The following is a 25,732-nucleotide window of genomic DNA, read 5'->3' as shown; positions in this document are numbered from 1 at the left end:
TGAAAGGTGCGGGGGAAAAGCTATCTTTGCGTTTTAGGCAAGTTTTTCTAAAAATAAGACGAAAACGTATATCTCCTATAGATTTAGGAGAAAAACTACGATAAGTAGATAGATTATGTCAGAATATACCTCTTTAGATACCTTGGGCGAGTTTGGTTTGATTCGCCGTTTGCAGGAAAATATAGAAATCAACCAGGCCTCCACGGTGGTGGGCATTGGCGATGATGCCGCCGTGCTGGAACCTGGGCAGAAGCAGATTGTGATCACCTCAGACATGCTGGTGGAGAACGTGCACTTTGACCTTACGTTCTGCCCTTTAAAGCACTTAGGCTACAAGGCCGTGGCGGTGAACGTGTCAGACATCGCGGCCATGAACGCCATCCCTACCCAGATTGTGGTGAGCCTGGCCATTGGGGCCCGCTATACGGTGGAAGCCATTGAGGAACTGTACGCCGGAATGCGGTTAGCCTGCGAGAACTACAAGGTAGATCTGGTGGGCGGCGATACCACTGCCTCACGAGGTGGTTTGGTCATCAGCATCACCGCTCTGGGTGAGGTGGAGAAAGGAAAAGCCGTATTACGAAGCACCGCCCAGATCAATGACCTGGTTTGTGTGACCGGAGACCTGGGAGGTGCCTATTTAGGGTTACAGCTGTTGGAGCGCGAAAAGCAAGCGTTCCTGGCCGACCCGGAGACCCAACCTGAATTGGAAGGGAAAGATTACGTGATTGGCCGCCAGTTGCGCCCCGAGGCTCGCATGGATGTGATTCATGAACTGAAAGAGCTGGGCGTGCACCCTACGTCCATGATTGATATCTCAGACGGATTGGGTTCTGAGTTGCTGCACATCTGCTCGCAAAGCAGGGTAGGGGCCGCCATCTACCAGGATAAACTACCCGCCGACCACCAAACCTTGGAAACGGCCGAGGAATTCAAGCTGGACCCAGTGACCTGTATTTTGAACGGGGGCGAGGACTATGAATTGCTCTTTACCGTGAAGATGGGCGACTATGACAAAATCAGAAACCACCCAGATATCACCATCATCGGGAACATCACCGATGCCGGCGAAGGCGTGCGGTTGGTTACTCCAAGCGGTAACACCTTCCCGATAAAGGCGCAGGGCTGGAACCACTTTGGGTAAGCAGTGCCTTCTTAACCTAAAACAGAATCGCCCGGCAGACTTATCTGCCGGGCGATTCTGTTTTAGGGGTCTTTTTGTAAAAGATGGTTAGAAACGAAAAACGGAGTTTACAATTCTTCTTCCAGAAATGGCGCTACGGAGGTCTCCAGCATCTCTACCAGTTCAGCATCCATGTACGCGTAGTCATCTGGGATGTTCAACACCTAGATGTTCTTGCCTCTGGCCATGGCCCCGTATTTTGCGAGTAGTATTTGCTTGTGATTCTTCTCCATCACCAAAATCAGGTCGGCCCAATCCATCAGCTTTTCCGAGACCTTGATGCGGGAGCTCTCAGAAGTACCAGCTGACCTAAACGAATGTCCGGCAACGTGCTGGAAGACCTTCTCGGCGGTGGGGCTCCGCCATTGGTTTCGGCTGCAAATGAAAAGAACGTTCATGCGTTATTTCTGGTAGAAGCGCCTAGTCCTCAGGATAGGGCACGAACACGAAGCTCATGAACTCACGGTCTACCACAAAAAGGCAGCAATACTCATCGGCATCGCGGTAAGCTTGCTGGAAATCCTCAATTTTGTCTTCCAATACCAGTTTGCGGCCCACAAAGTCCTCTAAGTAAGACGCATTGATGTTCCATTCCAGGTTCCGTTCCTCGGCGGCAATGATCAGGCCTCCAATTTTGGTGACTTCCCTGGAGAATACAAAGATGGGGTACTTAGAGATCTCCCGCTTTCTAATCAGGTAAGAAGCCTCTTTTAACGTATCAGACACCTGCACAAAGTCTTTGGTGATGGTGCCCAAATATTTACCGTTCAGTTCTGGGTCGTTTTGCATGGTGTTACTACTGTGAAATGCTACTTGCGGGTTACTTTGTTTTGCTGTTTGCGGGCTTATTTACCAAAATCAGCCCGCAAACAGAACGTTTATCCTCTTAAAGTGAGGAGGGCTACGCTTTCTACATGGTAGGTCTGCGGGAACATGTCTACCGGCTGAATCTTAACTATATCGTATAGTTCAGAGAGCATCTCCAAGTCGCGGGCTTGGGTAGAAGGGTTACAGCTTACGTACACAATACGGCTGGCTTTCACCTCCAACAGTTTCTTGACCACGTCTGGGTGCATACCCGCGCGCGGTGGATCGGTAATGATCACCTCGGGGCGGCCATGACGGGCGAAAAGCTCATCGGTGAGCACGTCTTTCATGTCGCCAGCGTAGAAGTGCGTGTTGGTGATGTCGTTGATCTGTGAGTTGATCTTGGCGTCTTCAATGGCGCTGGCCACGTACTCAATACCCACCACCTGCGCGGCAGACCGGGCCACGAAGTTAGCAATGGTACCTGCCCCGGTGTACAGGTCATACACGGTCTCGGTTCCGTTCAGAAGGGCAAACTCCCGCGCTAATTTGTACAGGTTGTAGGCCTGCTCTGAGTTGGTCTGGTAAAAAGACTTGGGCCCTACCCTGAAACGAAGGCCCTCCATCTGCTCATGGATGTACGGCTCGCCGTGGTAGCACACTACCTCCAGGTCATGGAAGGTCTCGTTGCCTTTGCTGTTAACTACGTACTGCAGCGACGTAATCTGCGGAAATTCCCGCAACAGGAAATCCAACAGAGGCTGAAGCCACTCAGGACGGTCTTGGAAAACCTGCACAATCACCATCAGATCTCCGGTATTGGCGGTTCTGATGATGAGGTTGCGCAGAAATCCTTCCTGTTTTACTAGGTCAAAAAACGGTAGGTTCTGTTCCAGCGCGTACTGCTTCACCGCCAACCTGATCTCATTAGAGGGGGCAGGCTGCAGGTAACAGTGCCGCAGGTCCACAATCTTGTCGAAGCGCAACGGGATGTGGAAACCGAGGGCCCGTCTTTCCAGTTCCTCGCCGCTATCTATTTGCTCTTTGGTAAGCCAGGCGTTATCTGAGAACGTAAACTCCAGTTTATTTCGGTAGAAACTCACCCGGTCAGAGGGGAGGATAGGGAGCATTTCATGGCCTTTGATTTTGCCAATGCGCTCTATGTTGTCATTCACCTGCTTCTGCTTAAAGAACAGCTGGGTGTCATACGGGATATGCTGCCACTTGCAGCCACCGCAAACCCCAAAATGCTCACAGAACGGCTGGGTCCGGAGTTCTGAATAGGCATGGAAATGAACCGGTACGGCTTCCAGGAAATTCTTTTTCTCTTTGGTTACCCGCACATCCACTATGTCGCCGGGAGCCACGTCTGAGATAAAAACCACCAGGTTCTCATATCTGGCCAGGCACTTCCCCTCAGCGGCCATCTCTTCCACTTTCAGTTGCGGAAGGATGTTGTATTTGCTTTTTCTTTTCTTGTGTCTTCTCACGATGCCGCAAAATTACAAAGAAAACTCTGCATGCGTGCGCAATTAAAGGAAATGACGCTTTAAGGCTATTTTAGTGAACTTGGGCAGAAACCAACAAAAATGAGTTTCCAGAGACGATTGTAGTTTTAGGGCATTTTAAAAACCTGTCAGAATCCTCAAGCTTGAAAAAACGCCAATAGCTCGTTTAAGGCTTCTTACTGAAAAAAGAGCTCCAAAAGACGATGGCTTAAAGCCGGATTCCAACGTTTACGCCCGGCCACACGACTACCCTGGATTGCCGGGAGATGTTTTCGAAGATAGGCCACGGCTCTGGTTTCATGCCCGGGTCTTCCCCGGTTGCCAAAGGTTTTCTGTTGGAAACAAAGACGTTTAAAGTAGCCCCATAAAACAAAGATGCTTTCCCGAAGGAACTCTCCCTGGTGAGGCGAACCTGTTCTAACAGGTTGCTGGAGCCCGTAGTCCAGATTTTGTCTTCGCTAACCTGGTAAATGAGGACATCCAGGTGCATATTTTGACTGACCGGGAAGCCTAGTCCCAAGCCGTACCCCAGATGGTGGAAACCTTGGTGCTCTCCCCATCCTAAGGCGAAAATGGAGTACAGTTTCTGGGTTCCCATCTTCAGGGCGGCATTGGCGAAAAAAGTTTCCCCCGCCCAAATTTCGGCCCGGTAGTACCCTCCATGCCGTATGATGTTCACTACACCAAGGGTGGCCCCACTACTGGTATCGGCGATGTTGATGACCCCAATCTGTAGCCCTTTTGAATGCCTCGCCCGGTTAATGGTCCCAATCTGTAAACCTTGCAGTTCACCCTTGGCAGAGTTTACCACGCCCCCAATCTGCACCCCTTTGACATCACCCGCCACAGAGTTAATGATGCCTCCAATCTGCAGGCCTCTTAAACTGGCGTCGGCCGTAAGGATGGAATCTGGGTTTAACCGTTGTGGCATGGTCAGGTGCAGCGTTGGGGTTCCAACCCGGTTCACTAAACCTGCAATCTGCACCCCTTTGGAGAAATAGCGGTTTTGGTTCACCAAACCACTAATCTGGGCTCCGCTAACGCCTCCGTTTCTGTCGCCTAGCATCCCGAAGGAAAATGAGGTGTAGAATTTCTCGCTTTGCCGGCCGTTTGAACCTAACCCGGGAACTACCGAAAACTGAACGGGTCTATACTCCAGGGAAACGCCTGTAGTGTCCTGCGAAAAACAGTTTGCCGTAAAGGTGAAAACTGCCAGAATAAAAAGAAAAATTGTCTTCATGGTTAAGTACTTCTAACTAAGCCCAAATGGGTTATTAGGGATAAGGACGGTTTTCAGCGCTTCTACCCCTATCAGGTATGCGCATTTAGTTGAACCGGCTGTTCTGGTAAAACCAGAGAAGAAACCCCAAGAGGCAAAGTTGAACTCAGAAACTTAGTAGCTTTGCATAGGCAGCGGTGCTGTTAAAAGAAGAAGTAAATCATGAAAAATAAAGTGATCATTATCACCGGCGGATCTTCTGGCATTGGAAGAGCCTGTGCCCTGGCGTTTGGGAAAGCGGGCGGTAAGGTGGTGATTTCGGGCCGGAATAGCCAAAAGCTGGAGGAAGTAGGGCGTGAGTTGGCTGGTGCCGGCGTGGAGTATTTAGCCGTGCCGGGTGATGTAAGCGTGGAAGCAGATTGCCGCCGTCTTATTGATGAAACGGTAGCTCGGTTTGGGAAGATTGATGTGATGTTGAACAACGCTGGCATCAGTATGCGGGCGCTTTTTCAGGAAGTGGAGCTAGACGTGATCCGGCAACTGATGGACATCAACTTTTGGGGAACGGTGTACTGCACCAAATTTGCCTTGCCTTACCTGCTGCAAACCAAAGGATCAGTGATTGGGGTGTCTTCCATTGCCGGGTATCAAGGGCTGCCGGGCAGAACGGGGTACTCCGCCTCTAAGTTTGCGATGCAAGGTTTTTTGGGCGCTTTACGGACCGAGACGCTTCACCAAGGGCTGCATGTAATGGTCGCTTGCCCCGGGTTTACGGCCTCCAATATCCGCAATACGGCCTTGGCTGCGGATGGCAGTCAGCAAGGGGAGTCGCCGCGCGATGAGGGCAAGATGATGACGGCAGAGGAGGTGGCAGACCTTATTCTGGAGGGTACCCGTAAACGCCGCCGGGAGCTAGTCATGACAGGACAGGGAAAATTAACGGTGTTCCTGAGCAAATGGCTGCCGGGCCTAACAGATAAACTGGTCTTCAACCATATGAAGAAAGAGCCAGATTCTCCCTTTAAGTAGTCTCTGTTTCAGGGCAGTTTTAGGTAAAGCTGCCCTGAAACAGAGATATGGATTTTAGAACAACTTTTTGCCTCCCAAGGGTTGGGGCAAGAGCAATAAATTGTTTTTCCGGATGTAGGCGGTTTGGTCTTCCCATTCAATCCGGTACCAGATGTCCTGCTCTCCCAGAATATTCACTTTATGGCCTGTACTTACCGTGGCTACTAACCCAGACCCGGCCGAAGGGGCGGTCATGATGGGCACGTTACTGTTCCGGATGATGCCTTGCTGGTCTAGGCTCAAGAAGTTGGCAAAATAGAAGACAAACCCCAGGTACACCAGAAAAGCAGCTTTTGCCTCAGAACTGATTTGTTTCTTTTTAACCCAACTCACCACCATAAGGGTAATGGCGATTACCGCCCCTACCAACAGGATTTCTAATATTTGGGTATAGTATTTATAGAACTGGGTTTTGAAGAAGTTCCAGTCGGTGTACTCATACCCAGAGAGGTGTTGCTGTAAACCCACTTCTTCCATTTTCCTCAGCACTGATCTGCTGGGGTGCTTGCTGTAATACAACTGCAGATAATGCATCGATTGGGTGTATTGCTGCAAGCCTTCATGAATGTAGGCCATTTTCAGAAGCATCTGGGGCGAGTAAAGCCGCTGTTTGGAGAGCAATTGCTCGTAAATTTTTAATGCTTGGGTATACTTGTGCTGGGCAAACAAAGAATCTGCTTGTTGTAAGCCCGTGGTAGGCGATTGAGCCAGAATGGGTTGCGTCCAGAAGAAGCTTGCCACACAAAAAAGCAGATAGAATTTGTGGAAAATGTTTGGCATTTACAGAAAGTGATTATACTTTTGCATCGCAAATGAGGGTAACGCCCTCCGAAGCAAAGGTAGTAAAAAGATTCTGTAGCTCAGCTGGTAGAGCAATACACTTTTAATGTATGGGTCCTGGGTTCGAATCCCAGCGGGATCACTGGTTTATCCAAAGCCTTTCCGGCTAACATCCGGAAAGGCTTTTTTTACCACCTTCTTTTATTTGCCTGATTCTGTAGCTCAGCTGGTAGAGCAATACACTTTTAATGTATGGGTCCTGGGTTCGAATCCCAGCGGGATCACTGAAAGCCCCTCATCTTTTGATGAGGGGCTTTTTTGTTTCTGTTGGTTAAGGTCGTTAAAGGCTTTGAACAGCACCGGCCTAGACAAGAGGTTAGGGTTTTTTAGCCGGGTTTTACAGCATCTTTTCAGAAAAGCGCCCTTTTACAAATTCCCTCGGAAAACACATGCAATGTGAAAGTGGGCAGTAAATGCTTTGCTCTGTTCTCCCGTCTCACTTGGTTCCAGAGCTATCTATACTGTAGTAGATCCGCCTCTTATTAGTAAACCTGAAGCTTTGTTGCCATCCTTCAGTAATTGTAGAAAGGGTTGGTAAAGACGAAAAGTCTTGGGTTTAAGCTAAAGGAGAGGTGATTCAAAACTTTAGTAAATGATAGGTGAAACTTTTTATATACGTTTCGTTTATAATGGTCTGCTAAGGCAAGTTCCTCCCCCCGGGCTATGCTCCATGGAACATCCTTTTTGAGTTAGCAAGGCTGGTTGATGAAGGTGTTTAAGAGCTTAAGTGAGTATATAAGCCCTTGAATATCAGATTTAAATAATGAAGTAGGGTTTTGTTTAATTAAGCATCAATTAAAGGTGTTTTGCCGCTTATTCAATGATTAGTGATTTGATAATTTGAAAGCGGCATTGTATTAGTCAGGCACAATAATCTAAAGTAAATCTGCCGTATTTAGAAAATATAGTAATTTATAAGCTTTGGAGAGAGGTTTTCTTGAAAGTGGCTTTATATAACTTTTTTAAGTAAATATTAGCGTAATAGAGTAAAACTCATAACTTTTCAGTAATTTATTTCAAAAAAATGGGCCAAAAATTAACATAACTAATATTTTATTGTATATTTGACCAAGGGAATAAGTAAATAAATTATTTATGAAGTCTGCTCCAATCTCCGTTAATGAATCTCAGGGCATGAATGAGTGGCAGTCCTTGCAATTCCCAAGTTCTGCTGGTGATTCATATTATTCTAAACATTTGGAGGGAATTGATACTCTTTTGAGAATGCCTTCTTCCTCCTTGAAAATAGGCGGTGTAAGAAATTCTATTAAAACATTTTTTGCTGCGGCAAAGGAACAGATGATGGTATTGCTGTCCATTTCAACGGATAAGGTTTGGAAAAGAAAGATGTTAGGAGTGAATGAGTCTCTCAACCTAGGCACAACCTTTTACGATACATCAAATTCACACTCTGGTTTTTATATCTTCCGGGATAATTCTTTAAGAGGTAAAGCAAAGGAGAACGGATTTGGTGCGTATGGCGAAATAAACCTGTCTCCACAATATTGTTTTCAAGGAATGGAGTCAAACACAATTTTACCTGTTAAGTCTTTTTCTGAAAATCTTGCCAGGATTCCGGCATTTTCGAAGGAAAGCAAAGGGGCCCCGAAATTGCATCAGGCAGGAGTCTTGAGTGTAGAGGTTGGCTCCTTGTTAGAAGCCGGTTTTTGGGAGTATTCAGTGGAGACAGACACATTCTTCTGCACAGAGTACGTAAACGAGTTGTTGCATATTCCTTCATCCCTAACCCTGTCTGGTTTTGATTACTTCGGGTCCTTCCTTACAGAAGAAAGTAGAGACAGCCTGCTCCTGGCCTGGGAAGATTTGGTTCATAACGGGGTAGAGCTAAATTGCCTGGTTGAGGTGCCAAACGGAGATGAGTCCTCGTGGCTACGTGTCAAGGGTAAGACTGTGATCAAGAACCTGAAGATCGCTAAGATTGTCGGCACTATTCAGAATGTGACCGAGTATGTAGTGAAAGAAAGGACCTTGATTTCTGAGAAGATAGCTGCTGAGCATGCCGCCCAGTTAAAAGCAGAATTTGTCTCTTATATGAGCCATGAGATCAGGACCCCCTTGAACGCGATCATGGGACTCACTTATCTCCTGTTACAGGAGGACGGATTGAAAGATGAGTACAAAGAGAATTTAAACTCTATTCACTTTTCTTCTCAAAGCCTTCTTGCTTTAATCAACAACACGCTTGACTACTCCAAGATTGAAGCTGGGAAGGTTGAACTGGAAAAAGTAAACTTCCACCTAAAGGATTTGTTGAAAAACACCCATCAGGCGCTTTGCTTACGGTCAATGGAAAAGAAGATTAACTTTGATCTTTCTATTGACCCGCTGACGCCCTCAGAAGTAGCTGGTGACCCTGTCAGGTTAATGCAGATCTTGAATAATCTCTTAAGCAACGCCATCAAGTTCACGGAGCATGGTTCTGTGAAGCTAGGGGTGGAAGTGGTGTACCAAAACAACCAGGAATGGGTGCTTGATTTTTCAGTCTCTGATACCGGTATTGGAATTCCAGCAGAAAAGCAAAGCTCTATCTTTGAAAGCTTTACGCAGGTAAACGCTTCTACCCACAGACAATATGGGGGAACAGGACTTGGTTTGTCCATTACCAAAAACCTGGTGGAGCTTCATAAAGGAAGCATTCAGGTGAAAAGTAAGTTAGGAGAAGGGTCTGTTTTCAATGTGCGGTTAAGATTTGTGAAGCCTCAGGCCTCTTTGGTAACGCTTCCAAAGACAGGTGGCAGTAAGATCCCTTTCACCAAATTAAGAGGCGTGCGGATTTTGGTGGTAGATGACAACGTCATGAACAAGACCGTTGCCACAAAGCTGCTCACCAACTGGCATGCGGAAGTAGATTCTGCTGAAGATGGCTTAGCAGCCTTGGCAAAGATCAGTTCTACTTCGTATGATCTTGTTTTGATGGACCTTTACATGCCTAACCTTGATGGTTTCCAAACGGTTTCCAGATTGCGGCAGGCAGGATGTCAGGTGCCGGTTATTGCTTTAACGGCTAATGCAAGCGAAGAAGAACGCAAAAGAATTGTAGAGGCTGGCGTGAATGACTACCTGACAAAACCTTTTGTCCCTCATGACCTATTCAACAAATTGGTGCAACACATAGACTCCCATAGTATTCAGTACTGCTAAGGAACATTTAGGGCCGGTGGGGTATTGCCTTCCCGGTACCTTAAACTAAAGGTTACTTAGAAAGTTTCTGTCACACATCCTTCTGTTTATTTGAAACAGCCAAAGGTTGCTTCTTGACCTCCAATCCACGTTTCCCAAGCCTTAAACCAACCAAAATCCATCAGTTAAGCTTTTGTGAGCTAATGATCTTACCGATCGATCCACGGAAAGAGTACGCGCTTCTTTCGTATGGATTAGTCATGATAGGTTAAAGCTTGGGAAAGGACTATCCGTACCATTCTAGATACAAAGAAATAGGGTGATAAGATGCAGGAATAATTAAGTATTGTCCAAATTCTTTATTAAATTGGCCATAGAAGATAATTAATTGTTCTTATCAAATATTTTACTCTGGTCCGCATGTCTAGCCTGCAAAATGACGCGTCTGCTAAAATCTTTGTACTGGAAGATGATCTTTGGTACTCTCAGTTCCTGAGCTATCATCTTTCCACTAACCCAGATCATCAGGTTGAAGTATTTAACTCTGTTAGTGAATTCTTGAGCCGTTTAACAGAGGCTCCTACCATTATTACCCTAGATTATCACCTGCCTTCTATCACCGGAGAAGAGGTTTTGCAGAAGGTTCTGGAAAAGAGCCCCAATTCGTACATTATCATTATTTCGGGCCAGGAAGACATCAGAAAGGCAGTGAGCCTGATGAAAATGGGGGCTTACGATTACATTGTCAAAAATGAGGAGACAAAGGACAGGCTTTGGAGTATTGTTGAAAAGATCAAACATAACAGAACTCTTAAACAGGAGTTGGAGGTGCTTCGCAAAGAAGTAAAACAGAAGTACTCCTTAGGTAGTGATCTGGTGGGGTCCTCTGAGCCCATCAAAAAAGTGTACCAATTGGTAGAGAAAGCTGCCGCCAACAATATCAATGTAACAGTAACGGGCGAAACCGGAACTGGAAAAGAGTTGATTGCCAAAGCTATTCATCAAAACTCCAGAAGGGCTAAAATGCCGTTTGTAGCGGTAAATATTGCGGCCTTGCCATCTGAGTTGTTAGAAAGTGAATTGTTCGGCCATGAGAAAGGGGCTTTCACCGGTGCTACTTCCCGCAGGGTGGGGAAGTTTGAAGAGGCCAATGGAGGCACGCTCTTCTTGGATGAGATAGGGGAGATGAGTTTCAACCTGCAAGCCAAGCTTCTACGTGTTTTGCAGGAGCGGGAAGTCACCCCTGTAGGATCAAACAAGAGCATCCCGGTAGAGGTGCGCATCATCACTGCAACTCACCGTAACCTGATTGATGAAGTAAAGAAGGGCAATTTTAGAGAAGACTTATTTTATAGATTACTCGGAATACAGATTCATCTTCCACCCTTAAGAGAGAGGGGACATGATATATTACTGATCGCACACAAGGTATTGAAGGATTTCTGTAAGCAAAACGACTTGGAAGAGAAGGCGTTTACCTCTGAGGCTCAGAAGAAGCTGTTGAGTCACCTTTATCCTGGTAACGTGCGGGAATTGAAGGCGGTAGTGGAATTGGCTGCGGTGCTCTCCGACTCTAAGATGGTTTCCGATAGTGATATCCAGTTACAAAAGGCAGTATCTACCAGTTCAGTAGAGGAAAAAACTTTGGATGAGTACATTCATGAAACGGTTCAGAAGTTTCTGGATAAGTACAACTACAATGTGGTGTATGTGGCAGATAAACTGAAGGTTGGGAAATCTACCATTTACAGGATGATTCAAAAAGGAGATGTCCTTATCCCAGAACAGAAAAAGTATTAGCCTTGTAAATTGTGGATCAACGTTTTGAGTCTAAAAGGTAAAGGTTTGCAGGATTCCTTTGGTAGCTATGAAAGGCTTGTTCCTTCAAGCCTAATGCTTTAAGATCAGGTACAGCAGAATAGTGAAGATTAATAAAATTAAAAATAAAGGAAGGAGGCTTTTGTAAGTAAAAGCCGCAAGGCGGGATGGAGCAATTTGTAGTTGAAAAGTTATGCAGTTTATTAGTCAGATTTTCAAAGAAAGCCCCAATCCCACATATATAAAAGATTCTAAAGGGAAAATCATCTGGGCAAATGCGGCGTATGCTTCATTGCATAGACTGAGTTTATCTCAGATTCTTGAGAAAGGAGCCCCAGACTTCGACTTTTCCTTTGAACGAGACATGGAGGTGCTTGATTCAGACGAAGAAGGTAAAATTGAGGAGTTCTACAAACTGGAAGATGGGAGAGGGGTTTGGTTTCTCACGTCTAAAAAGGCTGTTTTAGGAGAGAATGGAGAACGGGTTCTGTTTTCTACTTCGGCAGAAATCACTTATTTAAAAGAAACCATCCAACTGGCTGAAGATTCGTTTTCGGCCAAAGAGAAGTTTCTTGCGGATGTTAGCCGAGAGCTTGAAGCCCCCATCAGTGCCATTATTAGCCTTATCAGGTTGCTTAAACAAACCTTTATAAGCAAAGACCAAAAGAGATACCTCAACTCCGTATTATCTATTTCTGATTACATTCTGGAAATACCTAAGGATTTGCTGGAATATGCCAGGGTTGAGGCTGGCGCCCTAGATCTTGCTACCGAAGTAGTAGATGTCGTAGCTTTTATCAAAGATGTGGTACAAACGCTTCATCCAAAAGCCGCTGCCCACGATGTAACCCTCTTATTGAACGAACCCTCCACAAGCCTTCCCTTAATAGAGATCAATCCTGTTTATCTGAACCTGGTTCTAACCAAAGTAATTAGATGTGCCATTAGGTTCACAAAGAGCAGAGAGGTAAGGCTGTCCTATTCTCAGCAAGAACGATTAGAGGATATGCTGTTCCTGCAATTCTCTCTCAGCAATCTTGGGCTAGATCAAAACTCAGAATTCTTAACCAAATTCTTCAGCTCTGAAAAGGACCTTAAGTCAAATGAGAGGTACAAAAGAAATGGCGTTGATTTAGGGGTTTATACTTGTAAAAAACTCATAGAGCTCCAGGGTGGGAAAGTTTGGTTAAACGAAAACGCCGAGCAAGGAGCTAGCATTGAGTTTATTCTTCCTTTCCCAATCAGTCAAAACCAGCGGGTAGAAACTAAGCAGGTTTTTGAACCAAGCAAAAGCCCACACGATGCAACCTCCATTCAGTTGAGGTTACTTTTAGTGGATGACAACGAGAGTAGCCAGGCGTTGGTTAAACACCAGGTGCAAAACTGGGATACCATGATTGATATAGCCAGTAATGGAAAAGAGGGAATAGAGTTAGCCTCAAAATCAAGCTATGACCTTATCTTAATGGACTTGGAAATGCCAGACGTGGATGGGTTTGAAGCTGCCTCTGTGATCAGAAGCTCAGGAGGACCTAATCAACTTACGCCCATCGTTGCATTCACAACTGATGCAGAATTACTTGAAAGTGTTCAATACAAAAATTCTGGCTTCACTGATTACCTGAGAAAACCTTACCACGCCTTTGACCTATACTTGTGTATTTCAAGAAACACAGGGCTCAACAGTAGGGAACAAGCAAGGCATAGCAGAACTTCAAATGACCAAGAACTACCATTATATGACTTCTCAGGGCTAGGAAGCATGGCAGAGGATGCAGTCTTTATCAAGAAGATGCAGAAGCTATTCATTGACATTGTTCCAGGTCAACTATCTAAATTATCAACCGCAATCCAGCAGGAAGATTGGGATACCGTAGCATTGATTGCGCATAGCCTTAAATCAACCTATGGAAACATTAAAGTTCACCGGGCGGCTGAAGCAATGAAAAAAATTGAGGAAGTATCTAACTCTAAGACAAACCTGTCTGAGCTAAGCAAACTAATGAATGTTGTGCGGGATACAACCCAAAAAGTAATTGATGTTTTTAATACAGAGCTTAATGTTACTTGACGCTGATTTCGATGGTGCTAAATGATATAAGATTTATTTTTTAATTAGATATTTTAGAATGTCATAAAGTTTATAGGTAATAAACAATTATATAGCAAGTCTTTAGATTAAGTAGAAAACAATTCAGGAGTAAGGTCGTCGCAGAGGTACAGTTTTGAACTACAAAGCGTTCATTGGTTTATTCTCGCGTTTTATGCCTGATTTACTTAAAGTCGTATTGATCTGGAGCGTAGATCAAAATTATTAGTTCACATCTATAGGATATCTCATCCTCTTATTACGCCCAAATTCAATCTGTTTTCTAGAATTACTTCGCTATAAAAGTTCAAAATGTTGTACACCAAAATTTAAATAGTTCACTATCATATAATTAAAATCGTTTTAAATCACGCACAAGGCTTGAGATAACTTACCTCAAATAGATTAAATCAATAGGTTATTACACTTCTAAATGCAACAGCTCTGGGGTTGTAGTCTCAAGTAAGTATCCCCCTCATCTTAATAAACATAATATAATAAAAGCCATAAATAATAATAAATATCCCATAATGGAAACTGGTTTCCCATTTTGGGACAATGAAAGGTCCTGAACAGCATCAATTATACTCTACTACTAAAATTTAAGACAAAAATTATATTGGCACGGTAATTTCATAGATGTTATAAAAAAAATAAAAGATGAAACAGTGTATATTAATTGTGGACGATGAGCCTACCATAGGATTGATACTGGAGCATTACTTCTCCAAAGACTATCATGTGGTAGTAAAATCGAATGGAAAGGAAGCCATGGCTTGGTTAGAGGATGGCAATCATATTGATGCAATTGTAGCTGATTTTGAAATGCCTTTTATGAATGGTTTGGAGTTTATTATGCAACTAAGAGCCAGTACTTTATTTAAGGATATACCTCTGATAATGCTTTCTGGCAAAGAAGAGTCCAGAAATAAAATTCTTTGTTTGAAAAGTGGCGCCGATGATTATATGATTAAGCCATTTAATCCTGAAGAACTGGAGATTAGAATAAAGAATGTGCTTAAAAGAGTAAAAATTTCATAATACATACGAGTATGAGGGTTGTATTTCTATCACCAGACATTCAGGAGGCTTTAGGATTTAAATCTGAGTTTGGCCAAAGCATAGAGATCGAGCATTTTGACAACCCAAAATTCTTTTTGAATTCTTTAGAAGCAGGTGTTCGGTATGATGTAATTATAAATGCATCGGCCCCAGGTTCTCCATTAGGCATCAATCTGCTAAGAACAATAAAAGAGAAATTTGAAGGGACAATCCCAGTGATTTGGTTGGCAAGTAGCCCGGTTCCTTCAACGCTACAAAAGATGTTAATGGCTGCGGGTGTTTCTGATATCTTCTATAAGCAGCCAGACAAAGAAAAGCTAAGCACGCGGTTAGATTACTTGGCAAAAGCAAAAAAGATGGAGGTGCATTCAAAAATTGAAAATGCCTACGCATACAGATACCCTTTAGGGAAAAGAGTATTTGATATAGTGGTTGCATCCACCGCCCTTCTTTGCCTTTCTCCAATCCTGTTGATTATAACACTTTTGATAAAACTAGAATCTAAAGGACCTGCTTTCTATTACTCTTACAGGGTAGGTACAGGGTATAAGATCTTCAAGTTCTGGAAGTTCAGGTCAATGCGGCAAGATGCAGATCAACTGTTAGATTCTATAAAAGCCTTCAACCAATACAAACCTAAAGCAAAGGAACAAAAAGAAGAGGAGTACTCCTTATGTGCCTCCTGCTTAGAAATAAGCGCTGAGTGTTCAAATAAACTGATTAACGAACACGGAAAGATAATATGTGAACACCAATACATAGAATCAAAGAAAAACAAGACGGGTCCGGCCTTCATCAAAATCGTGAATGATCCCAGGGTAACCCGTCTGGGGATGTTTCTCCGCAATACTAGCATTGATGAGCTTCCTCAATTATACAATGTCTTAAAAGGAGATATGTCCATTGTGGGGAATAGGCCCCTCCCCATCTACGAAGCCGAAAAGATCACCACAGATGAATACGCGGCACGGTTTATTGCCCCGGCTGGTATCACAGGGCTCTGGCAGGTAAGTAAACGAGGCAAAGGAAATATGTCTGAGGCTGAACGGAAGGCACTGGACATTGAATACGCCAAAAAGTTCTCCCTCAAAAAGGACCTATACATCCTTCTCAAAACGGTTCCCGCCATGTTTCAAAAAGAAAATGTTTAATAAATACACTATATGAAAAAACTTTCGCTTGCACTCTTGATGGCCCTTTATGGTTTGGTGGCCTCTGCCCAAACTGCCGCCCCTGCCAAGGGAGCAGACTGGGAGAAGAAACTCTTCTTATCTGATTACGCTCTTCCCATTCTGATTGAAGCAGCCATCGCCAATTCAGGGGAGTTAGAGAATGCAGAAGCCACCAAATTGTCATCTATTGAACAAAGAAAAATTGTCAAGAAAAACTTCTACAGTGGCTTTTCCATCAACTCTTCATATACCTACGGTAGCATGGGTAACTACAGCACCAATGGTGAACCAATTAATTCCTTCAATGCATTTGACGCTCCTTTAAGGGCACGTTACAATGTAGGCGTTTCAATGTCTTTGCCATTAGGCCAGTTGCTTAGCCGGCATAATCTAGTAAAGAACCAAGATCTGGCCATTGCTCAGGCTGAAAGCAGTAGAAAATTAACGGAGAAAGCAGTACGGATTCGGGTAATCACTTTGTACCAAAGCCTTGTCCTGGCAAAGTCTCAGTTAGAGCTTCAGCAGCAAGCTTATCAATCAGCAGTGGTAAGCCATGAGTTAGCTAAAAAGCAGTTCAAAAGCGGTGAGATTCAGATTGATGCCATGTCAAATGTGCAACAAGCTTACAGCAACACTGCTACTGCTTTACAAACAGCTAAGGTTAACTATGAGACCCAGCTCTTAATGATGGAAGAAACAATTGGAACTAGAATAATCGACTTAATACAAAGCAAATGAAACTAATAGAAATCTTTAGATTAATAAACCGGAACTGGTTCCTGCTGGTGGCAATCACCACCGTAACGGCAGCCTCTATTTTCTTCTTCACGAAAGACCAAGTAGATGAATATAAGTCAGGAACTACCATATACACCGGTATTGCCTCAGGGTATAACATCAGTGATGTAACGAAGACCAGTACCCAGTACAAAGTAGCAAAAGATGGTTTCGCTAACCTTATCTCCATCCTGGACTCTAGAGATCTAAGAGATGAATTAGGTTTCCGTTTGCTTGCCTCGCATTTGATGATGAAGAAACATGATCCAAATGTGATTGGGGAAGAAGCTTACAACCAACTGCAGGAAATGGTACCTGCTTCTTTGAAAAGAAGATTGGTTGGTGCCACTGTGGAGGAAACCTCAAGAAACCTCTCAGCCTACTTCAACGCCACGCCTAGCAACCCAATCCGAGATGTAATCTACACAAGTGAATTGGGCTATTCTGGGGACGCGTTTACCTCATTGGAGTCTAAGCGGATGGGGGACAGTGATCTTTTGCAAGTCACTTACAGCTTCAGAGATCCTGCTCAGTGTAAAAACACTTTGGAGATTCTAACGCAGCTTCTCTTTGAAAAGCATAGAACCTTGTTTACCGCGCAAGCAGAGTCTGTTGTGAATCACTTTGCCCAAACTTCCCAAAAAGCTCAGGACAGGCTGAAAAATGCAGAAGAAAACTTACTGCGTTTCCAAGAGGCTAACGGTATTATTGACTACAACACCCAGGTTGGAAGCACAACTACCGAAAAGAACTCTCTATTGACCAAAGCGAATGACTTGGAGATAGAGTACGCAGGTGCCTTGTCTACTTTGAGATCACTGGAGCAAAGCCTGAAAAACAGAGGTATTCCAAACCTGTACAGCCAGGAAGTACTCCAGTTGAAAAACAAGCTCTCTAAAGTAACTACCGAAATTGTAGAACTTGAATTGTTGAACAAAGGAGCTGCAGGCAATGCCCAGGCAGGCAGATTAAATAGTCTGCAGAAAGAGGCTGATGATTTGACTAAGAAAATGATGGGCTCAGTAGACAAGCACTACAACAACACCCACACTGTTCAGGGGCTGCCAACTACGCCTTTGTTGAATGACTGGGTAAGAGCCACCTTCTTAATTGAGGAGCTGAAAAGCAAGCGTAATTTGGTTGACAAGCAGAGATCAAATTACAACCAGGAGTACACTAAGCTGATGCCACTTGGGGACGAAAATAGAAAACTGACCCGTGAAGTGACCATGGCTGAGCAGGAGTACCTGGCGCAGTTGGATGGACTGAACCAAAGCAAGCTTAACCTGCAGAATATCGAGATGGCTTCTCAGTTGAAGGTGATTGACCCGCCTTACATGCCAAGCAGCCCAACAAAGCTAACTCGTGTCCTGCTGATCCTCTTCGGTTCTATTGGTGTGTTCTTGATCACTTTAGGAGTTCTGTTAGCCCGCGAGTTACTGGATGAGTCTTTACGGAAACCATCAGTGGCGGTGAAGAAAATGCAATACCCCATCTTTGGTGTGCTACCTGCCTCTGAGAGCTCCAGCACGAAACAGTTGCAGCTTGCGCAAAATGCAGAAGATCAACTTGCCCGCCAGCTTATTCTTAAAATGAAGCAAAAAGAATCTCCTTATCCTTTTGTGGTAGGCGTGTTGAGCAGCAAATCTGGTGAAGGCAAAACAGCTCTTTGCAAAGCACTGGCAAACAACCTGATCTCCATGGGCATAGAAACCCAAGTGCTTCTGCCTGAAACCCATAAAGGGATGCTTGGTTCTGATGGACACAGCACCTTCTACTCTCCGCTTCAAGGGGTTCTGTCAGATGCCAACATCGCAGATGTAGCCGGCCTTGATTACCTTAACAATGCAGTTGTCTTGGTAGAGTTCCCAGCGCTTCTGGAAGATACCTACCCAGTGTCATTGTTCAAGCATCTTGACCTGGTACTGTTAACGGTAAAATCAAACCGAGTATGGCAGCAGTCAGACAAGACCATGTTTGAGAACATCCAGAAAGTTACCAACGCACCAATTGAGACGGTCTTGAGTTCTGTGCACCCAGACGATGCCAAGGAGATGGTGGTGGTAAGACCTAAGCAAGTGCTTCAGGACCAGAAGGTACTTCCGGCTCCTAAAGGATTACCAGCTTTGGAGACGGTTTAGTAAAAGTATTGTATACCATATTTAATAATTGATTTTATCATAGGATCCTTCTCTCATTCCCGATGACAAGCGATAGGGGTGAGAGGAGGATCTAAAAAACCTAACCGGTTCATGATGAAAATCAGGGCAAAATCAAACTTCCATGAGGCAACTTGAAATCTCTTCAGATAAAAAGGCATTCAGTCTACTAATACCCTTGATCGCTCTGACGGCTGTCGGGATTGGGTGGTTAACCGCTCAATTGGGGTTTCTAGTACCTGGATTGATGCTGGCCATCCTTTTGGTTCTTCCTTTCCTCTATTCTGTCTTTAAACAGCCCAAAGTTGGGTTTGCCGCTTTCATCATCTACTGCTTCATCTTCAACCTGCTAGCCAGGGAGATTGGTAACTTCCCCTTCATTTATGTGGTGGAAGGCTTGCTGAGTTTGACTTGGTTAGGGATCGTCTTTCACACCACCAAGCAATACGACTGGACTAATCTGAACAAAGAGATCTGCGTTTTGGGGTTCCTTTGGACAATGATCTATGTTTTGGAGTTATTTAACCCGGCAGGATCAAACTACATGGGCTGGATGCTAGACTTCAGGTATCCATTGCTGTGGATGCTTTCCGTTCCGCTCAGCCTGATGCTCTTCAACACCAGAAAAGACCTTAACTTCTTCCTGATTCTAATCATTGCCATGTCTTTGCTTGCCACTCTTAATGGAGTAAAGCAAGTTAAGTTCGGGCTATCCCAGGCCGAGCAGACCTGGTTGACCACCTCAGGGTATGTAACCCACTTGATCTTCGGGGAATTACGGGCCTTCTCGTTCTATACAGATGCCAGCCAGTTTGGGGCATCACAAGCACACTTATTCATTGTAGCCCTGGTGTTAGCCTTCGGTCCATTCAAGATCTGGAAAAGAGTCCTTTGTGGATTAGCCGCCATGGCTTTTCTATATGGAGAATCTATTTCTGGTACCAGGGGGGCATTGTTCACTATCTTCATCGGGTTAGGAGTAATTGTCTTTATCACTAAAAACTTTAAGGTAGCATCCATAGCCCTCGTGATTTTGGTGACAGGCTTCTGCTTCCTCAAATACACCTCTATCGGACAGGGCAACTTTGAGATAAGAAGGATGCGCTCTGCTCTTAGACCGCACGATGCCTCCTTTAACGCCCGCCTTGACAACCAGGTTAAAATTGAAAGATTCTTAAGTGACAATCCCTTTGGTGGAGGGGTAGGGGCGATCGGGTTTACCGGACGTAACTATAACAAAGGAACGTATCTCGCCTCTATTCCGCCAGACAGTTACTGGGTAAAGATCTGGGCTGAGTTTGGTACCCCAGGTTTCATCATCTGGATAAGTCTGATGATGTACATCATAGGCAAAAGTTGCGGGATTGTCTGGAGTACCAAGGATAAAGGATTGAAATTTAAGCTGATGGCACTTACGGCAGGCTTTACCGGGATCATCATCAGTAGTTACAGTAACGAGATCATGAACATGATGCCTTCTTCCATGATCATCTACATTTCCTGGGCTTTCGTTTTCTTAGGCCCTAAGCTTGACAGAGAAACACAGCCCTCGGAAACACAGTCTCTAGAAGCTCATGCCTAAGCCTTTAGTCTCCATTATCTCGGTTAATTACAACCAGGCGGCAGTCACCTGTGAAATGGTGGCCTCGCTCAAGCGAGTGACTTATCCGAATATCGAGATCATTGTGGTGGACAATGCCTCACCCACCGATGATCCAACCATCATCAAAGAGCTGTACCCAGAAGTGAAACTGATTAAATCTACTGTTAACTTGGGGTTTGCGGGTGGAAACAATTTGGGAATAGCCCAGGCAACCGGTGAGTATATTTTATTCTTGAACAATGATACCGAAGTGCAGCCGGGTTTTCTGGAACCGATGGTGGAGCTCTTCCAAAATGATCAAAGGGCAGGGATAGCCTCCCCCAAGATTATTTATTTTGAGACGGGCGGCATGATTCAGTATGCCGGGTCTAAAGGGATCAACCCCTGGACGGGCCGTAGCATCACCATAGGGCAATTTGAACAAGACAAGGGACAGCATAATGTTTCAAGGGCTACTGTTTTAGCTGACGGAGCCGCCATGATGGTGCCCATGCGGGTCATCGAGAAGGTGGGTCTCATGCCTGAGCTGTATTTCCTGTACTATGAAGAGCTGGACTGGTGCGAGATCATCAAAAGGGCGGGTTATACCTGCCACTATGTGGCACCTTCGGTAGTGTACCACAAAGAATCGATCTCTGTTGGAAAGGCATCTGTTCTCAAGACCTATTACATGAACCGGAACCGGTTGCTTTTCATCAGAAGGAACATAAGCGGCGGGCCGTTCTGGACCAGCCTGATCATCTTTCTTTTGGCAGCCATTCCCAAGAAAATGCTGGAGTTCAGTATCAGGCTGGAAGGAAAACACCTGAAAGCCATTATACGGGGTTTGTGGTGGCATTTGACTGCCAGAAACGTGCATGCTAGCAGCCTGCAAAACATTCACCAGCGGTCTAGCCAGGAGTTAGTACTCCCCTAGAATTTCGCTGGAAAAATATCTGGAGACAGGGCAGCATAAATTGATTTTGTGGTTTCCCCCTCTCCTAAGGAAAAGTTCAACTAGTTGGATTTACCCTGATTTTGTAAAAACGAGCTTTAAACTCTTCAATGTCATTACTAGGAACCATATCCGATTTCGTCCTTTACGGCATAGGAATCTATCTCCTGTTGAATTGCTGTTATTTGCTGTTTTTCTCTGTGGCAGGTCATCTGAAGATTAAACCCCTGCAGGAGCGGCTTAAAAAAGATAGGCGGTTTTGTGTGCTGATCCCCGCTTACCGCGAAAACGAAGTTGTGCTGGAATCCAGTAAAGCTGCCTTGCGCCACGCTTATTCCGGTGAGTTTGATGTCTATGTGATTGCCGACGGATTGGAACCTGACACTATTGTTGAGTTAGAGGCTAATGGCGTGGGCGTTATTGAGGTGTTTTTTGAAAAGAGCACCAAAGGCAAAGCCCTGTCAGCCGCCCTTGATGCCTTACCGCAAGACAAATATGATATAGTAGCCATTCTGGATGTTGACAATATTATGGGCGCTCATTTCTTGCAGGAAGTGAACAAGGCATTCGGAGCCGGCTACAAAGTGGTACAGGCACACAGAACGGCCAAGAATATGGAAACTTCCTTTGCTTTTCTGGATGCCTGCAATGAAGAAATCAACAACCATATTTACCGGAAGGGGCACTATGCGATTGGCATGTCTTCGGCCTTGATCGGTTCTGGAATGGCCTTTGATTTCAAGTACCTGAAAAAGCTGTTAGAAGGCATTGGGGAAACGGTGGGCGAGGATAAAGAACTGGACTTCAGGATCGTGAAAGATCAGGAACGGATTTGCTACCTTGACCAGGTGTACGTCTATGATGAGAAGATAGAGAACGCTAAGGTTTTTACCCAACAAAGAACCCGGTGGATAGCCGCTCAAATTGAGTTCCTGAAAAAGTATGCGCTGGAGGGAGTGGTACAATTATTCAAAAACGGAAACTGCGAATTCTTCAACAAAGTGGTACAAGCTTTTTTGGTTCCCAGAATATTACTGATCGGCGTTTTAGGCTTCTTTTTTCTAACCTCTCTGTTTTTGCCAGTTGGTCCTTCTCCTGCATTTTGGATGGTCTTGCTACTCATGTTAAGTGCGGCCTTATTTACCGCCTTGCCCGGACGGTTCTACCGGGATAAAAGATTATCGAAAGCGATTATCAACCTGCCTTACGCGCTGTTTTGCATGGTGAAAGCTCTTTTCCAAATAAAGAAAACCAAGACTTCTTTCTTGACCACCCCCCACAAAGTAAAACCTGTTTCAACTGAAGTTTAACCATCAATCCTTACCCATATGCCTTTTGAGATTTTTACCTTCCCGGCCATAGTTTTCCTGTTAATTGGTTTCTTTAGTGGGCTTAATGCTTATAGAAAGAACCAGTAGTTCAAGCTAAAACGTACCCCTTATGCAAGTTTTAGAAGGAGTTGTTTGGTTTGCCATTGCCATTGTGTTCTATACCTATTTCGGGTATGCAATGGTGGCTTGGGTTTGGGCCAAAATAGTAAAGGCGAGCAGAAAGGAAGCACCCTTGAGGCACTTTGAGCCAGAAGTAACCTTAGTAGTGCCTGCCTACAATGAAGCTTCAATCCTGGAAAGCAAGATCGAGAATAGCCTTTCTTTGGAGTATCCAGAAGAAAAACTCAAGATAGTCTTTATCACCGACGGATCTACCGACAATTCCGCGGATGTATTGGCTAGTTATCCGGAGATCCTTCATCTCCATTCGCCTGTTCGGGGCGGTAAGGCCATGGCGGAAAACCGTGCCATGCAACACGTCCAGACGCCGTTTGTCATTTTCACGGACTGCAATTCATTTCTGAACAAAGAGGCGGTACGGGAAATGGTGAAGCATTACCAGAACCCAAAAGTTGGGGCTGTATCTGGGGAGAAAAAAGTTTTGGCATTGGAATCAGCACCTGGTGCGGGCGAGGGAATGTACTGGAAATACGAGTCATTCCTGAAGCGCTGCGATTCCCAGATTTACAGCCTGATGGGTGCCGCTGGTGAACTTGTTTCCTTTAGAACTGCTTTGTATGAGCCTTTGGAAAAAGATACTATCTTAGATGACTTTGTGCAGTCTTTACGGATTGTAGAAAAGGGGTTCAAAGTGGTTTACGAGCCCTTGGCCTATGCTTCGGAAACACCCTCTACTTCCATCGCTGAGGAAATGAAGCGCAAGGTCCGGATTTGTGCGGGTGGTTGGCAATCAATGCTACGGTTAGGTTCGCTCTTGAACCCGTTCAAGCAGCCAGTCGTCACTTTCCTGTACCTATCACACAGGGTGTTGCGCTGGAGCCTTGCTCCCCTGATGCTGGCGTTGTTGATTCCGCTCAGCGCTGCCCTAGCCTGGCAGGGAGATGATTTCGGAAAACTCCTTTTTGCTGCCCAGGTACTTTTCTATGCAGCCTCCTGGATGGGTTGGCGGGCAGAACTGAAAGGGAAGAAGATAAAGGTGTTGCTGCTTCCGCTCTACTTTTCCATGATGAATGTGGCTGTTTTCCTAGGGTTTATGCGGTTTATTAGAAATGCCCAGCCAGCAGCCTGGGAGAAAGCCGATAGGGCCGTAAGCCCGGCCTTGGTGGTGCCGCATGAAGTAGAAGTAAATTAAGCATTGGTGCCGCAGTAGAATTGATTTTTTCATCAACCTTAAACTAGAAATACCTTGACTCTGGTTCAGAAAATAAAGACAGACGCCCGGTTGAAATCATTAGCGCTTTATCTGCTTATGCCCCGGAACCAGGCAAAGCCACGCTGGTGGGTGCGGCACTTCATGAATCCCTTTTACCACAAGAAAGGAGTTGATGCTGTTTTTAGAAATAACTCAAGGTTAGATGTTTTGCCTTTCAATGCATTTTCTGTGGGCAAAAACTCTGTTATAGAAGATTACGCAGTCATCAACAACGGAATGGGCCCGGTACACATTGGATCCGATACGTTTGTGGGGCTGTTTGATGTGATAATTGGACCGGTAAGTATTGGTAACCACGTGATCATTGCACAGCATGTGGTGATATCAGGCTTAAACCATGGATACGAGAAGGTGGGGGTGCCGATCAAAGATCAGCCCTGTACAACTGGTGAGATAGTGATTGAGGATGAATGTTGGATAGGAGCAAACGCAGTAATTACGGCTGGAGTACGCATTGGGAAACACTCTGTGGTAGCGGCCGGAAGTATAGTGACCAAGAACGTGCCTCCATATTCTGTTGTTGGAGGTAATCCCGCAAAAATACTCAAACACTATAACCCTGAATCGGCACGATGGGAGAAAGCCTGAACACTACGGAAACCTGCACTTATTCAAAAGAATGGATAGAACTCGAATTCCTGGATGTAGCTACCATGGATAACCCAGACCATTATTTTCATGACGTTACCTTGTTGATAACTCACTTTAACAGAAGCAAATCATTAGAGCGCCTTCTTAAGTCATTCTATGAATTGCATTGTGTTTTTGAAGATATAGTGGTGTCAGATGACGGGAGCAAACCTGAGCATCTGATGGCTTTAAAGCGACTCCAGAAAAGGTATAATTTCAGGCTGATTACCTCGCCGGTAAACAAAGGGTTGGGGCATAACATGAACAAAGGCCAGAGTGCCGTGAAAACGGCTTATACTTTGTATGTGCAGGAAGACTTTGTGCCTAAACCCGCTTTTACTGAAAACTTTACCAATGGACTGAAGATTTTACAGGACCAAAAGGATGTGGATCTGGTGCGGTTTTACGCCTATTTTAAATATCCCTACCTAAAAACTTTTGGAAAGGGATTCTCTGAGATGATCTTCAAGGGGCAGCCCTGGTTTTCTGATCATTTGAAGTTTTACCAATACAGTGACCACCCCCACCTGAGACGCAGCAATTTCTTTGAAAAGTTTGGGAAGTATGTGGAAGGTAAAAAAGGGGATATCACAGAGTTCAAAATGTGCCTGTCTTTCATAAAAAACAAAGGCAAAGGGGTATATTTTGAAGACTACACGGCGCTATTCGATCAAAAGAATACTCCGGCAGAGCCAAGCACCATGGCTCGTTCTAGTTGGACGCAACAACAAGTACCAGTTGTGCTTTTTCTACGGTGGTGGTATCTGAAATGCAGGATTTTGAAAAATGATTTAGCGTTGGCGCTCACCCAAAAATGTTGGAATAACAAACAATGAGAACCCAGGAATTGGGTCTAGCAGCGTGGGGAGCTATTTTCGAGTATCATAATAATATAATAATACAAGTAAATAGTTAAACTAATTGTAGTAATGGTTTAAATAGTCTATATTTGTTATTCATTAACATAGAAATTATTTAAACTTTTAATGATATAGTCC

General features: G+C 44.7%; 20 protein-coding genes and 2 tRNA genes. 17 read left to right on the top strand and 5 right to left on the bottom strand.

Annotated features, from left to right (window positions below):
* Window positions 1-115 precede the first annotated feature (115 nt).
* Window positions 116-1,144: a thiamine-phosphate kinase gene (thiL, locus tag ACW9SV_RS21500; RefSeq protein WP_479558842.1), complete on the top strand. Its 1,029-nt coding sequence runs from the start codon at window positions 116-118 to the stop codon at window positions 1,142-1,144.
* 203 nt (window positions 1,145-1,347) lie between these two features.
* Here thiL and ACW9SV_RS21495 read toward each other — a convergent pair whose 3' ends face one another.
* The 4 genes from ACW9SV_RS21495 to ACW9SV_RS21480 all read right to left on the bottom strand — a co-directional run bounded on the left by ACW9SV_RS21495 (window position 1,348) and on the right by ACW9SV_RS21480 (window position 4,738).
* Complete coding sequence (locus ACW9SV_RS21495; protein WP_479558841.1) at window positions 1,348-1,581, bottom strand: arsenate reductase/protein-tyrosine-phosphatase family protein; 234 nt, start codon at window positions 1,579-1,581, stop codon at window positions 1,348-1,350.
* Between the two features lie 22 nt (window positions 1,582-1,603).
* On the bottom strand, window positions 1,604-1,972 hold the full coding sequence (locus ACW9SV_RS21490; protein ID WP_479558840.1) for a hypothetical protein: 369 nt from the start codon (window positions 1,970-1,972) through the stop codon (window positions 1,604-1,606).
* Window positions 1,973-2,061: 89 nt separating this feature from the next.
* Window positions 2,062-3,480, bottom strand: coding sequence for a 23S rRNA (uracil(1939)-C(5))-methyltransferase RlmD (rlmD, locus tag ACW9SV_RS21485; protein ID WP_479558839.1), 1,419 nt, complete (start codon window positions 3,478-3,480; stop codon window positions 2,062-2,064).
* Between the two features lie 226 nt (window positions 3,481-3,706).
* A complete protein-coding gene (locus ACW9SV_RS21480) occupies window positions 3,707-4,738 on the bottom strand; it encodes an LA_2272 family surface repeat-containing protein (RefSeq protein ID WP_479558838.1) in 1,032 nt (343 codons plus the stop codon).
* Between the two features lie 201 nt (window positions 4,739-4,939).
* On the opposite strand from ACW9SV_RS21480, the gene ACW9SV_RS21475 reads away from it, so the two are divergent.
* Window positions 4,940-5,746, top strand: a complete 807-nt coding sequence (locus ACW9SV_RS21475; RefSeq protein ID WP_479558837.1) for an SDR family oxidoreductase — start codon at window positions 4,940-4,942, stop codon at window positions 5,744-5,746.
* 54 nt (window positions 5,747-5,800) lie between these two features.
* Here the strand turns inward: ACW9SV_RS21475 and ACW9SV_RS21470 are convergent, their stop codons facing one another.
* Complete coding sequence (locus ACW9SV_RS21470) at window positions 5,801-6,565, bottom strand: SH3 domain-containing protein (protein WP_479558836.1); 765 nt, start codon at window positions 6,563-6,565, stop codon at window positions 5,801-5,803.
* 69 nt (window positions 6,566-6,634) lie between these two features.
* Between ACW9SV_RS21470 and ACW9SV_RS21465 the strand changes: the two genes are divergently transcribed.
* The 15 genes from ACW9SV_RS21465 to ACW9SV_RS21395 all read left to right on the top strand — a co-directional run bounded on the left by ACW9SV_RS21465 (window position 6,635) and on the right by ACW9SV_RS21395 (window position 25,570).
* Window positions 6,635-6,707, top strand: a tRNA-Lys gene (locus ACW9SV_RS21465).
* Window positions 6,708-6,776: 69 nt separating this feature from the next.
* Window positions 6,777-6,849 (top strand) — tRNA-Lys (locus tag ACW9SV_RS21460).
* A 1,405-nt stretch (window positions 6,850-8,254) separates the two neighbouring features.
* A complete protein-coding gene (locus ACW9SV_RS21455) occupies window positions 8,255-9,787 on the top strand; it encodes an ATP-binding protein (RefSeq protein ID WP_479558835.1) in 1,533 nt (510 codons plus the stop codon).
* A 399-nt stretch (window positions 9,788-10,186) separates the two neighbouring features.
* On the top strand, window positions 10,187-11,566 hold the full coding sequence (locus ACW9SV_RS21450; protein WP_479558834.1) for a sigma-54-dependent transcriptional regulator: 1,380 nt from the start codon (window positions 10,187-10,189) through the stop codon (window positions 11,564-11,566).
* Window positions 11,567-11,777: 211 nt separating this feature from the next.
* A complete protein-coding gene (locus ACW9SV_RS21445; protein ID WP_479558833.1) occupies window positions 11,778-13,655 on the top strand; it encodes an ATP-binding response regulator in 1,878 nt (625 codons plus the stop codon).
* A 678-nt stretch (window positions 13,656-14,333) separates the two neighbouring features.
* The gene (locus ACW9SV_RS21440; RefSeq protein WP_479558832.1) at window positions 14,334-14,714 is read left to right on the top strand and encodes a response regulator transcription factor; all 381 of its coding nucleotides are present in this window, start codon (window positions 14,334-14,336) and stop codon (window positions 14,712-14,714) included.
* A gap of 11 nt (window positions 14,715-14,725) precedes the next feature.
* Window positions 14,726-15,886, top strand: coding sequence for a sugar transferase (locus ACW9SV_RS21435; protein ID WP_479558831.1), 1,161 nt, complete (start codon window positions 14,726-14,728; stop codon window positions 15,884-15,886).
* A gap of 12 nt (window positions 15,887-15,898) precedes the next feature.
* Complete coding sequence (locus tag ACW9SV_RS21430) at window positions 15,899-16,645, top strand: TolC family protein (RefSeq protein WP_479558830.1); 747 nt, start codon at window positions 15,899-15,901, stop codon at window positions 16,643-16,645.
* Window positions 16,642-18,825: a GumC family protein gene (locus ACW9SV_RS21425; protein ID WP_479558829.1), complete on the top strand. Its 2,184-nt coding sequence runs from the start codon at window positions 16,642-16,644 to the stop codon at window positions 18,823-18,825. Before ACW9SV_RS21430 ends, ACW9SV_RS21425 begins: the two co-directional genes overlap by 4 nt.
* Window positions 18,826-18,967: 142 nt before the next feature.
* Window positions 18,968-20,425 carry an O-antigen ligase family protein gene (locus tag ACW9SV_RS21420; RefSeq protein WP_479558828.1) on the top strand — a complete coding sequence of 486 codons (1,458 nt, stop codon included), beginning with the start codon at window positions 18,968-18,970 and terminating at the stop codon, window positions 20,423-20,425.
* Window positions 20,418-21,362 carry a glycosyltransferase family 2 protein gene (locus tag ACW9SV_RS21415; RefSeq protein ID WP_479558827.1) on the top strand — a complete coding sequence of 315 codons (945 nt, stop codon included), beginning with the start codon at window positions 20,418-20,420 and terminating at the stop codon, window positions 21,360-21,362. The genes ACW9SV_RS21420 and ACW9SV_RS21415 overlap by 8 nt, the downstream gene beginning before the upstream one ends.
* Window positions 21,363-21,643: 281 nt before the next feature.
* Complete coding sequence (locus ACW9SV_RS21410) at window positions 21,644-22,690, top strand: glycosyltransferase family 2 protein (protein ID WP_479558826.1); 1,047 nt, start codon at window positions 21,644-21,646, stop codon at window positions 22,688-22,690.
* Between the two features lie 130 nt (window positions 22,691-22,820).
* On the top strand, window positions 22,821-24,023 hold the full coding sequence (locus tag ACW9SV_RS21405; RefSeq protein WP_479558825.1) for a glycosyltransferase family 2 protein: 1,203 nt from the start codon (window positions 22,821-22,823) through the stop codon (window positions 24,021-24,023).
* Window positions 24,024-24,185: 162 nt separating this feature from the next.
* Window positions 24,186-24,692, top strand: coding sequence for an acyltransferase (locus ACW9SV_RS21400; protein ID WP_479558824.1), 507 nt, complete (start codon window positions 24,186-24,188; stop codon window positions 24,690-24,692).
* Window positions 24,677-25,570 carry a glycosyltransferase gene (locus ACW9SV_RS21395; RefSeq protein ID WP_479558823.1) on the top strand — a complete coding sequence of 298 codons (894 nt, stop codon included), beginning with the start codon at window positions 24,677-24,679 and terminating at the stop codon, window positions 25,568-25,570. The genes ACW9SV_RS21400 and ACW9SV_RS21395 overlap by 16 nt, the downstream gene beginning before the upstream one ends.
* Window positions 25,571-25,732: the final 162 nt, after the last annotated feature.

This window comes from Rufibacter sp. JT20002, from assembly GCF_056491185.1.
This window is presented reverse-complemented; position numbering and strand designations above follow the sequence as displayed.